The organism is Candidatus Polarisedimenticolaceae bacterium (genome assembly GCA_036376135.1).
GTDB lineage: Bacteria > Acidobacteriota > Polarisedimenticolia > Polarisedimenticolales > DASRJG01 > DASVAW01.
The window spans coordinates 21,408-34,356 of record DASVAW010000059.1; the positions used below are offsets into that span (position 1 = coordinate 21,408).

A 12,949-nucleotide genomic window follows, 5' to 3' on the forward strand; every position below is an offset into this window, starting at 1 on the left:
GCCGGGTCACACGGGAAACCGCGTTCCGGGTCCACAGGCCGGACCGTAGCTCAGTTGGATAGAGCGACTGGCTACGAACCAGTAGGTCGGGGGTTCGAATCCCTCCGGTCCGACCACCTTCCGGGCTTCCCGGGTGGATCCGATCGCGGTTGTTTCGTCGAGGGGCGCATGCACGAGCACGAACGGTTCATGCACGTCGCCTTGGACGAAGCCGTGCTGGCCCGAGCCGCCGGTGAGGTCCCCGTCGGGGCGGTCGTCGTCCTCGACGGCCGGATCGTCGGACGCGGCCACAACGCATCGCTGGCCTTGACGGACCCGACGGCGCACGCGGAGGTGCTCGCGCTGCGCGACGCCGCCCGCTCCGTCGGGAACTACCGGCTCGTCGGAGCGACGCTTTACTGCACCGTCGAACCGTGCCTCATGTGCCTCGGTTCTGCCATGCACGCAAGGGTGGCGAGACTGGTGTTCGGTGCGTCGGATCTGAAGGTCGGCGCGGTGGGCCGGCTGGCCGCGCTCGAGGAGCTCGGGGCCGACTTCAATCACCGGTTCGAAGCCGTCGGCGGGGTGCTCGCGGAGAAGGCGGCCGACTTGCTGCTGGAGTTCTTCAGGGAGCGTCGCGTCGCGGGGAAGCAATTCGTTCCGGAGTCGGATGCGGAGAGGTACCGAAGTGGCCGTAACGGGGGCGCCTCGAAAGCGCTTTGTCTGGGTGACCAGGCACGTGGGTTCGAATCCCACCCTCTCCGCCACCAGCACTCCGGTTGATGCCGCGTGGACGACGGGGTTCCGCCTTTCGGAGAGATGACCGAGTGGCTGAAGGTGCACGCTTGGAAAGCGTGTGTACGGGAAACCGTACCGAGGGTTCGAATCCCTCTCTCTCCGCCAGCGGGACGATGATGCGATCGAGATTGCGGGGCCCGAGCCCTGTGCACTGCAACGCCGCGAACCCCGCCAGGCCCGGAAGGGAGCAACGGTAAGCGGACCGCTGCAGGTGCCGCAGGTCCACTTGGGCCCCTTCCCATTTCCGGGGGCGACGCCGTGTATCAGGTTCTCGCGCGAAAGTGGCGGCCTCGGGGGCTGGACGAGCTCATCGGCCAGGACCACGTCGCGCGGACGCTGCGCAACGCCTTCGGCGCAGGCCGGATCGCTCACGCCTACCTCTTCGCCGGCGTGCGCGGCACCGGAAAGACCACCGTCGCACGGATTCTCGCGAAGAGTCTGAACTGCGAGAAGGGCCCGACCGCGAACCCGTGCGGCACGTGCGTCCCCTGCCTCGAGATCGCGGAGGGGCGCGCGCTCGACGTTCTCGAGATCGACGCGGCGTCCCGAACCGGCGTCGACGACATCCGTGAGCTGCAGGAGGTCGTGGTCTACGCCCCGGCGCGGGACCGATACAAGGTCCTCATCGTCGACGAGGTGCACATGCTCTCCAAGAGCGCGTTCAACGCGCTCCTGAAGACCCTCGAGGAGCCGCCGCCGCGAGTCGTGTTCGTGCTCGCCACGACCGAGCTGCACAAGGTCCTGCCGACGATCCTCTCGCGCTGCCAGACTTTCGAGTTCCGCCGTGTCCCGCCGCGCGAGGTCGCCGCGCACCTCCGGAAGGTGTGCGACGCAGAGAAGATCGTCGTTTCGGAGAAGACGCTCGACCGCGTCGCCCGGGCGGGCGAAGGTTCCGTCCGCGACGCGCTCTCGGTGCTCGAGCGCGTGCTCGCGTTCTGCGGCAGCGAGATCGCGGATGAGGACGCCTTCTCGCTTCTCGGCTCGGTCAAGACCGAGGTGCTCGCCGGGCTCGTGTCCGCGCTCGTCGCCCGCGACGCCGCGGGGGCGCTCCGGACCTTCGACGAGGTGATCCGGGCCGGTCACGACCTCCTCCAGTTCTGGGCCGAGTTCGTCTCGGTGGCGCGCGATCTCGCGGTGTTGTCGGTCACCCCCGACGGGGGGGAGCTTCTTGCACGCCCCGCCGACGAGAGTCGGGCGATCGCCGACGCCGCCGGCGGCTGGTCGACCGACGACCGCGTCCGGGCCTTGCAGATCCTGCTGGACCTCGAGCCTGCGTTGCGGGGAGCTTCGCAGCCCCGGTTCGTGTTCGAGGCCTGCCTGCTGCGCCTGGCGACCCTGGGGGACCTGCGGAGCGTCGAGGATCTGCTGGCCGAGCTGCGCGGCGACGACCCTCCCGGCGGCGCCGCCCCGTCTGGGGGAAGGCCGACCCCGTCCCCGACCCCCGGGACGCCCTTCGTCCCCCGCCCGGCTCCCGCTCCGCCCGATCCCAAGCCTCCGCCGAAACCCCCGGCCGGGCCCGCGGCCCCGCCGCCGAGCAAGCCCGGCGGCCCCAGGCGTGTGGAAGATCTCGTCGAGGCGCTGCGCGCGCGGCGTCCGATGCTCGAGGCGATGTTGGAGGAGGCGGCGACGCTCCGGCTCGAGGGCGACGACGTCGTGGTCGCCTTCTCCCCCGGCGCGGAGGCGGTCCGCCGGATGTTCGAGCGCGACGACACGGTCGCCTTCGTCCGGCAACTCGCCGTGGAGGTGTTCGGCTCGAGCCTCGGGCTGCGCTTCGAGAGCGGGGATGTTGCGGCGGCCGTTCCGGCCTCCGCGAGTGCCACGGCGGGTCCGGCGGCGAGTCCGACGGTCAGCCCGGACGAGACTTCGTCGGACCCCGCCCCCACCCGCCAGCAGCTGTTCGACGGCGCCCGGCGCGATCCGTCGATCCAGCGCCTGCTCCGGGAATTCGGTGCCCAGATCGTCGACGTCCGCCCCCTCGAGCTCCCTCGCGCCGAGCCTTCGCTCGGCGAGGACCTCCCGGGCGCGGGCGAGGAGAACGCATGAACATCGCGAAGATGATGAAGGACCTGCAGAAGGCGCAGGCCCGGCTGCAGCAGGACATCGACGCGCTCGAGGTCGAAGCGTCGTCGGGCGGAGGCGTCGTCGTCGCCCGGATGAACGGCAAGAAGTACCTGACCTCGCTCCGGCTCTCCCCCGACGCGATCACCCCCGACGATCCCGGTCTCGTCCAGGATCTCGTGCTCGCGGCGGTCAACGAGGCCAGCCGGAAGGTGGACGCGGAGATCCAGCGCATGACCGAGGGGCTCGCCGGCGGTTTCAAGCTCCCCGGCATGGGTTAGGCCGGCCATGAGCACGTTCGCCGCCCCGCTCGAACGGGTCATCGTCGAGCTGGCGAAGCTGCCCGGAATCGGACGGAAGACCGCGCAGCGGCTCGCGTTCCACCTGCTCGACGCACCGGCCTCCGACGCCCGGGCGCTCGCCGAGGCGATCGCCGAGCTGCGCGAACGCATCCGCTTCTGCGCGCGCTGCTTCAACGTCGGGGACGCCGAGCTCTGCCCGGTTTGCGCCGACCCCCGTCGCGACGGCACGTCGTTGTGTGTCGTCGAGCACGCCACCGACGTCGCCGTCTTCGAGAGGGCCGCGGGTTTCCGCGGCCGTTATCACGTGCTCGGCGGCGCGCTCTCCCCCTTGCGCGACGTCGGTCCGGACGACCTCCACGTTCGCGAGTTGCTCGATCGAGTCGGCTCGGAGGGCGTCCGTGAGGTCATCCTCGCGACGAGCCCGAGCGTCGAGGGGGAGGCCACCGCGGTCTACCTGGCGCGTCTGCTCAAGCCGCTCGGCGTCGGGGTCAGCCGTCTCGCGCAGGGGTTGCCGGCGGGCGCTTCGCTGGAGTTCACCGACGACCTGACGTTGCGGCGCGCGCTGGAGGGCCGGAGGGAGTACTGAGGCGGTTCGGGGTCGCTGGGCTCTTGCCAACCCCGCCCCCGGTCCCTAGATTAGCGCCGTCGTCCGACGACCCCGGGGGCTGGTGTGGGCTTGCCCGTAACCGATCTCGTCCTGCTCGAGTCCGACCACGCGCGATTCACCTCCGTACTCGAGAAGCTTCGAGTGGAGGCGAATGCCAAAGTCGTGTTCCTGATCGACAAGAACGGCCAGCAGATCGCCAGCGCCGGCGACGTCGCGGGTCTCGACCCCACCTCGCTCGCCTCGCTCACGGCGGGGAACGTCGCCGCGACGGACGGCTTGGCCAAGCTCCTCGGCGAACGGGAGTTCTCGATCCTGTTCCACGAGGGGGAGCACGACAACCTCCACATCAACGTCGTTGGGGGCCGCGCCATCCTGGTCGTCCTGTTCGACGAGCGGTCGTCCCTGGGGCTGGTCAGGCTGCGCGTCAAGAAGGCCACGGGCGAGATCGGCGCCGTGCTCGAGGAGGTCGTGGCGCGGTCGATGTCGCAGCGCCCCGGAGGCGGGTCGCACTCCCCGTTCACCGAGATCACCGACGAGGACATCGACGCGCTGTTCAACTGACCGTTCGGCCGTGGCCGGACCGGTGTCACGATGACGTTCATCAACTACGCGGCCCGAGAGATCAACTGCAAGATCGTGTACTACGGTCCCGGCCTGTGCGGGAAGACGACGAACATCCAGTTCATCTACGACAAGACCAACCCCCAGGCGAAAGGCAAGCTGATCTCGCTCGCCACGGAGACGGATCGCACCCTCTTCTTCGACTTCCTGCCGATCGAGCTGGGCTCGATCCGCGGGTTCCGGACCCGGTTCCACCTCTACACGGTTCCGGGCCAGGTCTTCTACGACGCGTCACGCAAGCTGATCCTCAAGGGCGTCGACGGCGTCGTGTTCGTGGCGGACTCGCAGGAGGCCCGGATGGACGCCAACGTCGAGTCGATCCGGAACCTCGCCTACAACCTCCGCGAGCACGGCTACGACGTCGGATCGATCCCCTACGTCCTCCAGCTGAACAAGCGCGACCTCCCGACGGCGGTGCCGGTGGACGCCATGGCCAAGGCTCTCCGCAGGGGGGACGAACCGGTGTTCGAGGCCGTAGCCTTCAAAGGGATCGGCGTTTTCGACACGCTGAAGGCCGTGGTCAAGCAGGTCCTGGTCAACCTGAAGAGCCGCTGACCTGCCTTGACAGCCTCCGGACCCCCTTCTAACATGCCGAATTTCGACGGTACGGGAGTGCTCCGATGTACGCTGTGATCGAAACCGGTGGCAAGCAGCACCGTGTCGAGGTGGGCGAGGTCGTCCAGGTCGAACGGACCGGCGCCGAGCTCGGCGCGAAGGTCGTTTTCGACCGCGTTCTCATGGTGGGCGACGGTTCCGCCGTTCGCGTCGGGAGCCCGTCGGTCGAGGGGGCCACGGTCCGCGGTACGGTCCTCGAGCTCGACCGCGCCAAGAAGGTGCTCACCTATCAATACCGGCGTCGCCAGAATTCGAGCCGCAAGCGCCGCGGCCACCGCCAGGACTACATGGCGGTGAAGATCGACGCCATTCAGGGCTGAGCGGAGGACGCCGATGGCTCACAAGAAAGCAGGCGGCAGTTCCCGCAACGGCCGCGATTCGAACTCGCAGCGACTGGGCGTGAAGGCGTTCGACGGGGAGGCGGTCCTCGGAGGCGCGATCATCGTCCGGCAGCGCGGCACCCCGATCAAGCCTGGCCTCAACGTGGGCCGCGGCAAGGACGACACCCTCTTCGCGATGGTCGCCGGAAAGGTCAAGTTCCGCGACCGCGGGAAGATGGGACGTTTCGTCAACATCGTCCCCGCCGAATAAGGCCGGGGCCGGTACCGGCCCGATGTTCGTCGACGAAGCCACCGTCCAGGTCCATGGAGGGGACGGCGGGAACGGCTGCTGTTCGTTCCGCCGCGAGAAGTACGTCCCGAAGGGGGGGCCGGACGGAGGCGACGGCGGGGCCGGCGGCTCCGTCGTGCTGGTCGCGGACCCGGAGGTGTCGACCCTCCTCCCCTTCCGCTACAAGACCATCTTCAAGGCCGAGCGCGGGCGGCACGGCGAAGGCGCCAATCGCTCGGGTCGGTCCGGGGCGGACCTCGAGGTCCACGTGCCCCCGGGAACCCTCGTCTGGTCGGAGGACCGGACCCGCCGGCTCGCCTGGCTCGCGGAGCCCGGCGCGAGATGGGTAGCCGCCCGCGGCGGCCGGGGCGGCCGGGGCAACTCGAGATTCGCCACCTCCACCAACCAGGCACCGACCAGGCACGAGCCCGGCGAGCCGGGCGAACAGGGCGTTCTGCGGCTCGAGTTACGCCTGCTCGCGGACGTGGGGCTCGTCGGATTCCCCAACGCCGGGAAGTCGACCCTGATCTCGCGCATCTCCGCCGCACGTCCGAAGATCGCGGATTACCCGTTCACGACGCTCGAGCCCCACCTCGGGGTCGTCGACCTCGGGGACCGACCCGGATTCGTCGTCGCCGACATCCCGGGGCTGATCGAGGGCGCGCACGGGGGGGCCGGACTCGGAGACCGCTTCCTGCGCCACATCGAACGCTGCCGGCTGCTGCTCCACCTCGTCGACCCGGCGGCCCCCGACCGCGATCCCGTTCGCGACGCCGAGATCATCGATCGGGAGCTGGCCGCGTACTCCGGGACCCTCGCGGAGAAGCCGCGCATCGTCGTCGTCACGAAAAGCGATGCCCTTCAGGACCGCAGCGCGCTCGGGCGGATCGACGCCTGGGCGAGGTCGAGGGGGTTCGAGTGCCTCGTCGTCTCCGCGGTGAGCGGCGAGGGACTTCCCGCCCTGCTCCACGCCGCCGCGGATGCGCTCGAGCGGCTCCCTCGAGCGTCGGCGGAATCGGAGGATCTCGCGGGGTGAGTCTCGCCGTGGGCCTTCTCGGGGGAACCTTCGACCCGGTGCACGAAGGCCATCTGCACGCCGCGACGTGCGTGCGGTCGGCCCTCGGGCTCCCCCGCGTCGCGCTGCTCCCGTGCGCCGTACCGCCCCACAAGCCGGAGGGTCTCGTGGCGAGCGACGACGACCGACTGGCGATGCTCCGCCTCGCCGTGGCCGATCGCCACGGACTCGAGCTTTGCACGTGGGAGGTCGATCGAGGAGGACGGCACTACACGATCGACACGCTGCGCGCGCTGCGTCGCGCGCACGGCTGGGATCCGGTGTTCGTCGTCGGCATGGACGCCCTGGCGGACCTCGCGTCGTGGCGCGAGCCCGACCGGCTGCTCGCGGAGTTCGACCTCGTCGCGGTCGACCGGCCGGGACGGACCATCGAGGAAGCGGCCGCGAGGATCGCCGGGCTCGGCGCCACGCGCGTTCGCGCCTGGGACGGTTCGGCCGACGTGGGTCGGGGGGGGCGCGTGTTCCATCTCGGAATCCCGCCGCGGGACGTCTCGGCCAGCGAGATCCGACGCCGTTGCGCCGCGGGCGAACCGCTGGACGACCTTGTTCCCCCCGCGGTAGCCCGGTATATTCGCGAGCGAAAGCTCTACCGTCTGGAGGCCGCGCGCTGACCCGCGAACTTCGAGAGACCGTCGAAGCCATCCGCGACAAGAAGGGCGAGGACATCCTCGTCCTGGACCTTCGCGGACTGTGCGATTTCACCGACTGGTTCGTCATCACCCACGGATCGAGCGACCGACAGGTCGCCGCGATCGCCGACGCGGTCGAGGAACGGCTCGAGGGCGAGTGCAAACGCTCGCCCCGTCACGTCGAGGGGCGCCGCGTGGGCGAGTGGGTGCTCCTCGACTACTACGACTTCGTGGTGCACGTCTTCCTCGAGGAGCGCCGGCGGTTTTTCGGGCTGGAGCGCCTCTGGGGCGACGCCCCGCGAGCCGAGACCCTTCCGGAAGCGGAACCCGCGCCCGCCGCCAAGGCGGCCGCGCGACGCCGAGCCCCCGCCCGCAAGCGCCGGGCGTGACCGCGCTCACGACGCACGACCCGGTCCTCCGGGGTGTTCTCGACGCGGCGGCGCGCGCCGCGGTCACCCAGGCCAACGTGCTGATCACCGGAGAATCGGGAACGGGCAAGACCCGCCTGGCGCGCTGGATCCATGCACGAAGCCCACGGAAGTCCGGGCCTTTCGTCGAAGTCCATGCGGCGAGCCTCCCGGGCGAGTTGCTCGAGAGCGAGTTGTTCGGACACGAGGCGGGGGCGTTCACCGGAGCGACCGCCGTGCGCATCGGACGCTTCGAGTCCGCCGGCGGCGGAACGCTTTATCTCGACGAGGTCCAGGAGCTCGCGCTCGAAGCCCAGGCCAAGGTCCTCCGTGCGATCGAGGAACGCCGGTTCGAGCGGATCGGCGGGGTGGCGACCGTCGAGGTCGACGTGCGCATCGTCGCGTCGACGCGGGAGAGCCCCGAACGCCTCGTCGAGGACGGCCGCCTCCGGGGCGATCTCCTCTATCGCCTCGACGTGGTGCGGCTCGAGTTGCCCCCGCTGCGGGAGCGCCTCGCCGATCTGGAAGGGCTCGTCGGCGAGCTGCTCGGGGAGATCTCGCCGTCGGGCGGCGTCCGGCGGCTGAGCGTCGCCGCCCTGGCGCGCCTTCGCGCGCACGACTGGCCCGGCAACGTCCGCGAGTTGCGTCACGTGCTCGAGGCGGCGGCCCTCAACGCCGAGACCGAAGCGATCGACGTGGAGCACCTGCCTTCGACGCTCGCCGCGGGGGGGCGCGCCGCGATCCGGGCGGCGGCTCATGCGGGACGATCGCTCGCCGACGTGGAGGCCGCCTATATCGACGAGGTGCTCCGGCGGGTCCGCGGGAACAAGAGCGCCGCCGCGCGGATCCTCGGCATCCATCGCAAGACGCTTCACGAGAGGCTGCGCCGCGGCGGCCCCCCTCGATGAGATTCCGGCTGCTGTGCGTCGGCCGGCCCCGCGACGCCCGGCTCGCGGCGCTGCACGATGATTACGCCGCGCGCATCCGGAAGTTCGGCGTGACGTGGGACTCGCGGCACGTCGCGGAGGAACGGCCCGGCGGACGCTTCTCGGACGCACACGTCCGCGAGCGGGAGGCCCGGCACCTCGCCGACGCGATCGACGAGGCGGAGGCCGTCGTGGCCCTGGATGCGCTCGGCCAGGAGCTCACGAGCGAGGAGCTCGCGGTCCGGCTCGGCCGCTGGGCGGCTCCCCGGGCGGTCTTCGTCGTGGGTGGACCGCTCGGGCTCGACCCCGCCTGGCGCGGGCGCGCGACGGCGACCTGGTCCCTGTCCCGACTGACGTTCCCCCACGAGCTCGTCCGGGTGATCGTCGCGGAACAGGTCTACCGCGCCTTGTGCATCACGCGGGGGATCCCGTACCACAAGTGAGGGGCGTCCGTTGACGGCGCCGCCGGGCGGGCGTTAATCTCCCGATCTCGTGAAGATCCGAACCCTCCTCCTCATCCTCCTCGCGATGGGCGCCGTCCACGTCATGGCCACGCTCTTCGTCGCCAATCGCGAGCTGCTCGAGCGCGAATTCCACTTCGGCGGCGGCTACGACCTCAAGGTCGGGCTGACCCTGCTGCTCTTCCTGGTCGCGGGCGTGCTCTTCGCGACGGGGGCCGGGCTCACGCGCGAGGCGTCCAAGCTGATGGACGGCTGGAAGCGCCGGAAGGAGGACCGTCGCTCCGAACGCATCGAGGAGGAGTACTCCAAGGGCCTCGCGGCGGTCCTCGAGGGGCGGGACGACGAGGCGATGCGGCGATTCCGTGCCGCGCTCGAGTGGGACAGCCGGCACTTCAACACGCTGCTCAAGCTCGGCGAGGTCCTGCGCGCCCAGGAGCGGTTCGACGAAGCGATCGAGCTCCACCGCAAGGCGCACCACCTCAAGGAGGACGACCCGCGCCCGCTGTACGCCCTGGTCGAGGATTACGAGGCCAAGGACGATCTCGATCGGGCGAGGGCCGTCCTGGGCCGCATCCTCGCCTTGCGCAAGGACTCGGTGTCCGCGTGGCGCAAGCTCCGCAGCCTGCACATGAAGGAGCGCGACTGGCCGCGGGCCCTCGAGGCGCATCTACGGGTCGAGAAATACGCGATCCCCGGCGACGCTCGCGATGCCGCCGATCGCCGCTTCGGGGTGGGCATCCGGTACGAGATCGCGTCCTCGATGCTCGCCGCGGGGAAAGCGAAAGACTCGACCGGCGCGCTCCGCAAGCTCCTCAAGGACGAGGGACACTTCGTGCCCGCGCACGTGCGGCTCGGTGAGGCGCTTCTCGAGCAGGGTGCCGAGTCGGAGGCCGTGGAAGCCTGGCATCACGGCTTCGAGGAGACCGGATCGCCGGTCTTTCTCACCATCCTGGAAGATCACTACCTCGGAACGGAACGTCCACTTCAGGCGATCGAAGCCCTGAAGCGTTGCGTGGCCCGGGCGCGAAAGGACACGGTCGCTCGGTTCTACCTCGGAAAGCTCTACTTCCGCCTCGAGATGCTCGACGACGCGATGGTGGTCCTCTCGAGCCTCGAGGGCCGCGCGAGCTACGCGCCGACGCTGCACTTCCTGCTGGGGAGGATCCACGAGCGCCGGAAGCAGTGGCGGGAGGCCTCGAGCGAGTACCGGAAGGTCATCAAGGAGATGGACCTGGTCCAGCTCGAGTACCGTTGCCGTCACTGCGCGCACGCCGCGTCCGAGTGGAACGACCGCTGCGAGTCGTGCGGCGAATGGAACTGCGTCGAGGTGAACTTCCGCGAGGAGATCTCGCCCGAAGACCTCGGCTTGTCCCGTGCCCCGGTGTACACCGCCCGCGTCTGATCCGGTCCCGCTCGTCCGCCTCCCCGAGTCGCTCGTGTCGCTCCCCTGGCGCGATTGGCGCCGCACCGTCGAGGGCGGTGTCGCGCGGTACCTGCTTCCGACACCCTGCTTCGGGTGCGGTGGCGCACTCGGCGTGGAGCAGCACCTCGGAGCCTGCGTCCGATGCTGGAGCTCGATCCGGCCGGAGCCCACGGGAGGTTTCGCCCCGCGCGACGACGTGATCGAGGACGTCCGTGCCGCGGTTCGCTACCGGGGGTTCGCGCGACGCGCGCTCCTCCGCGCGAAGATGGAAGGACGTCGCGAGTTGCTCGCTCCGCTCGCCGCCCAGCTCGCGGTGACCGTCGGTGGTTGGGACGCGGCCGGGCCGAACGCGCTGGTCGTGGCGGTCCCCTCGCACCCGTGGACCCGGTGGAGGCGCGGGTTCGATCCCGCCGCCGAGTTCGCCTCGACCGTCGCCCGGAGCGTCGGGTCCACGGCAGGCCCCCGCGTTCTGGGCCGGCGTTGGAGGTCCCCCCGCTCGCTCAAACGGCTGGGAGCCGCGGGTCGCCGTCAGGCCGCCGAGGGTGCGTTCTTCTGCCGCCGACCGGAGCTCGTGGCGGAGCGGTGCGTGCTCCTCGTCGACGACGTCTGGACGACGGGAGTCACCGCTCGCTCCTGCGCCCGGGCCCTCCTCGCGGCGGGCGCTAGCGTGGTGTTCGTCGCCGTGTGGGCGCGTACCCCTCGCGCGTCGGGTGGTGGCGCTCGGGATCGGTCCGTATAATCCGCCGTTACGCCCGGAGAAAGGGTCGAGGAGACTTCGATGATCGCAGGAGTTCGAACCGGTGCCGCCTCCCTGCTCGCGGCCGCTGCATTCGCCGCGGCGCCGGGGGCGGAGCCCCCGCCCGCCGTCGCTCCGGTCGTGGCCGTGCTCGAGCTGCGGGACAATTTCTTCTATGCCGGGGACCCCTTCGAGGTTCGCCTCAACATCACCAATCGGGGAGACGTGGAGGTCGACAACCCCGTGCGGTCGCGGCTTCTCGAAGGCTTGAAAGTGCGGCCGGTCGGGGGCGAGGAGATCAAGCCGACCGGCAAGCCCAAGGCCTCCGAGCCCTCTCGGCCCGCGAAGCTCGGAGCTAAGGGATTCTACGGAACGGTGTTCGATCTGACCGAGATGTACCCGGAGCTCAAGAAGCCGGGGAGATACGAGCTCCGCTGGTCGGCGTCGGGGGTCGACTCGAACGAGATCCGGGTGTCGATCATCCCCCGCTACGACCCGACCCGGGTCTACCGCGCACGGTTCGAGACCGACGAAGGGAACTTCGTCGTGGAATTCCTGGGGAAGTCGGCGCCGCTGGCCTCCAAGGCGTTCGTGGACCTCGCCCACAGCGGCTTCTACGACGGACAGGTCTTCCATGAGGCGCGCCCGGACCTGATGATCGCCGGCGGCGATCCCACCGGAACCGGGGCGGGAGGTGCGCCGTTCGCGTATCCTCAGGAAACCCCGTCGATTCCCGTCGTCGCCGGTTCCGTCCTGATGAAGCCGTCCGGGTTCGCACCCCCCTCGAACAGCTCGCAGTTCTTCATCCTCCTGCAGGCCGAGCCGTCGATGACCGGTCAGTTGACCGTCGTCGGCCAGGTTGTCGAGGGACTCGAGATCGTCCGGAAGATCTCGCGGGTCCCGACGACCCAGCAGGCCACCCGCCCCTACTTCAAGCCGTTGCAGGACGTCCGGATTCGAAAGGTCTCGGTCGAGATGCAACCTTCGGTCACCGGACCGTGACGCAGTTCTTCATCGTGGAGCCGAAGTTCCCTTGACCGTCCGTGGCGTTAGCCGTATAGACTCGGCGGTCGGAGCGGGGGACGGGAAAACGAGGCGAAAGCGACGCCTCCGGTTGGGGAAGGCGCTTGACGACGCAGCGTTTGGCCGTATAGGACACACATTCAGGTTCGGGACGACGTTAAGTCAACGATCAAGACCCGGAGCGGGGAGGTCAGGTTCATGAAGATTTGGAACAAGTTGGGGTTGGGTATCGCCGCCGCGGTGGTTGTCAGCGCGATGCCGGCGATGGCCGCCGATTACACGGTCGGCCAGTTCCTGGTGGAGATCGCCAAGGCCAAGAACATCGTGGCCGTCGATCCGGCGGGCGCAGAGCGTGGTCTTCGCCAGGCGGGCGTGAGCCTTCCGGCGCTGGACCTCAACAAGAGCCTGACCGAGGGGACGGTCGCGACCATCGCCACGGCGGTGGGAGTGCCGGTGAGCACGAGCCGCCCGGATGCGCCCTTCAACCAGGGCCAGGTGGAGAGCTTCATCACGACCTTCGGTTCGTCGATGAGCGCCGGCTCCACGGCGCAGACGGACGCGGCCGGAACGGACGGGACGACCAAGGAAGACCCGCAGCCCGGCAAGGGCAAGTCGAAGGGCTTCAACAAGTCGCCCTCCGAGCCCGTCTAGTCCCTGGCTTCATCGACTCGATCGAAAAC

The 12,949-nt window shown here is 69.8% G+C and carries 16 protein-coding genes, 3 tRNA genes and 1 other RNA gene; all 20 read left to right on the forward strand.

Annotated elements, in window-relative coordinates:
• Positions 1–39: 39 nt before the first annotated feature.
• Positions 40–116, forward strand: a tRNA-Arg gene (locus VF139_05680).
• Between the two features lie 537 nt (positions 117–653).
• Positions 654–746: transfer RNA gene (locus VF139_05685), tRNA-Ser, on the forward strand.
• Positions 747–792: 46 nt separating this feature from the next.
• Positions 793–882 (forward strand) — tRNA-Ser (locus VF139_05690).
• 30 nt (positions 883–912) lie between these two features.
• An RNA gene (gene ffs / locus VF139_05695) (signal recognition particle sRNA small type) lies at positions 913–1,012 on the forward strand.
• Positions 1,013–1,035: 23 nt separating this feature from the next.
• On the forward strand, positions 1,036–2,820 hold the full coding sequence (gene dnaX / locus VF139_05700; GenBank protein HEX6850881.1) for a DNA polymerase III subunit gamma/tau: 1,785 nt from the start codon (positions 1,036–1,038) through the stop codon (positions 2,818–2,820).
• Positions 2,817–3,116, forward strand: a complete 300-nt coding sequence (locus tag VF139_05705) for a YbaB/EbfC family nucleoid-associated protein (protein HEX6850882.1) — start codon at positions 2,817–2,819, stop codon at positions 3,114–3,116. The genes dnaX and VF139_05705 overlap by 4 nt, the downstream gene beginning before the upstream one ends.
• Before the next feature lie 7 nt (positions 3,117–3,123).
• On the forward strand, positions 3,124–3,723 hold the full coding sequence (gene recR / locus VF139_05710; protein HEX6850883.1) for a recombination mediator RecR: 600 nt from the start codon (positions 3,124–3,126) through the stop codon (positions 3,721–3,723).
• Positions 3,724–3,813: 90 nt separating this feature from the next.
• Entirely contained in the window at positions 3,814–4,305 is a 492-nt protein-coding gene (locus tag VF139_05715) for a roadblock/LC7 domain-containing protein (protein HEX6850884.1), read from the forward strand.
• 30 nt (positions 4,306–4,335) lie between these two features.
• Positions 4,336–4,920 (forward strand): gliding-motility protein MglA, encoded by a 585-nt coding sequence (locus VF139_05720; protein HEX6850885.1) that lies wholly within the window; start codon positions 4,336–4,338, stop codon positions 4,918–4,920.
• A gap of 65 nt (positions 4,921–4,985) precedes the next feature.
• On the forward strand, positions 4,986–5,300 hold the full coding sequence (gene rplU, locus VF139_05725; GenBank protein HEX6850886.1) for a 50S ribosomal protein L21: 315 nt from the start codon (positions 4,986–4,988) through the stop codon (positions 5,298–5,300).
• A 13-nt stretch (positions 5,301–5,313) separates the two neighbouring features.
• Positions 5,314–5,571 carry a 50S ribosomal protein L27 gene (gene rpmA, locus VF139_05730; protein HEX6850887.1) on the forward strand — a complete coding sequence of 86 codons (258 nt, stop codon included), beginning with the start codon at positions 5,314–5,316 and terminating at the stop codon, positions 5,569–5,571.
• A 22-nt stretch (positions 5,572–5,593) separates the two neighbouring features.
• Positions 5,594–6,625, forward strand: coding sequence for a GTPase ObgE (gene obgE / locus VF139_05735; GenBank protein ID HEX6850888.1), 1,032 nt, complete (start codon positions 5,594–5,596; stop codon positions 6,623–6,625).
• Positions 6,622–7,275 carry a nicotinate-nucleotide adenylyltransferase gene (gene nadD, locus VF139_05740; protein HEX6850889.1) on the forward strand — a complete coding sequence of 218 codons (654 nt, stop codon included), beginning with the start codon at positions 6,622–6,624 and terminating at the stop codon, positions 7,273–7,275. The genes obgE and nadD overlap by 4 nt, the downstream gene beginning before the upstream one ends.
• The gene (gene rsfS / locus VF139_05745; GenBank protein HEX6850890.1) at positions 7,179–7,682 is read left to right on the forward strand and encodes a ribosome silencing factor; all 504 of its coding nucleotides are present in this window, start codon (positions 7,179–7,181) and stop codon (positions 7,680–7,682) included. The genes nadD and rsfS overlap by 97 nt, the downstream gene beginning before the upstream one ends.
• Positions 7,679–8,608: a sigma-54 dependent transcriptional regulator gene (locus VF139_05750; GenBank protein HEX6850891.1), complete on the forward strand. Its 930-nt coding sequence runs from the start codon at positions 7,679–7,681 to the stop codon at positions 8,606–8,608. Before rsfS ends, VF139_05750 begins: the two co-directional genes overlap by 4 nt.
• Positions 8,605–9,069: a 23S rRNA (pseudouridine(1915)-N(3))-methyltransferase RlmH gene (locus VF139_05755; protein HEX6850892.1), complete on the forward strand. Its 465-nt coding sequence runs from the start codon at positions 8,605–8,607 to the stop codon at positions 9,067–9,069. The genes VF139_05750 and VF139_05755 overlap by 4 nt, the downstream gene beginning before the upstream one ends.
• 49 nt (positions 9,070–9,118) lie before the next feature.
• Positions 9,119–10,489, forward strand: coding sequence for a tetratricopeptide repeat protein (locus tag VF139_05760; protein ID HEX6850893.1), 1,371 nt, complete (start codon positions 9,119–9,121; stop codon positions 10,487–10,489).
• Between the two features lie 34 nt (positions 10,490–10,523).
• Entirely contained in the window at positions 10,524–11,249 is a 726-nt protein-coding gene (locus tag VF139_05765) for a hypothetical protein (protein ID HEX6850894.1), read from the forward strand.
• 39 nt (positions 11,250–11,288) lie between these two features.
• Positions 11,289–12,248: a peptidylprolyl isomerase gene (locus VF139_05770; GenBank protein ID HEX6850895.1), complete on the forward strand. Its 960-nt coding sequence runs from the start codon at positions 11,289–11,291 to the stop codon at positions 12,246–12,248.
• Positions 12,249–12,467: 219 nt separating this feature from the next.
• Entirely contained in the window at positions 12,468–12,920 is a 453-nt protein-coding gene (locus VF139_05775) for a hypothetical protein (GenBank protein HEX6850896.1), read from the forward strand.
• The last annotated feature ends 29 nt before the right edge of the window (positions 12,921–12,949 follow it).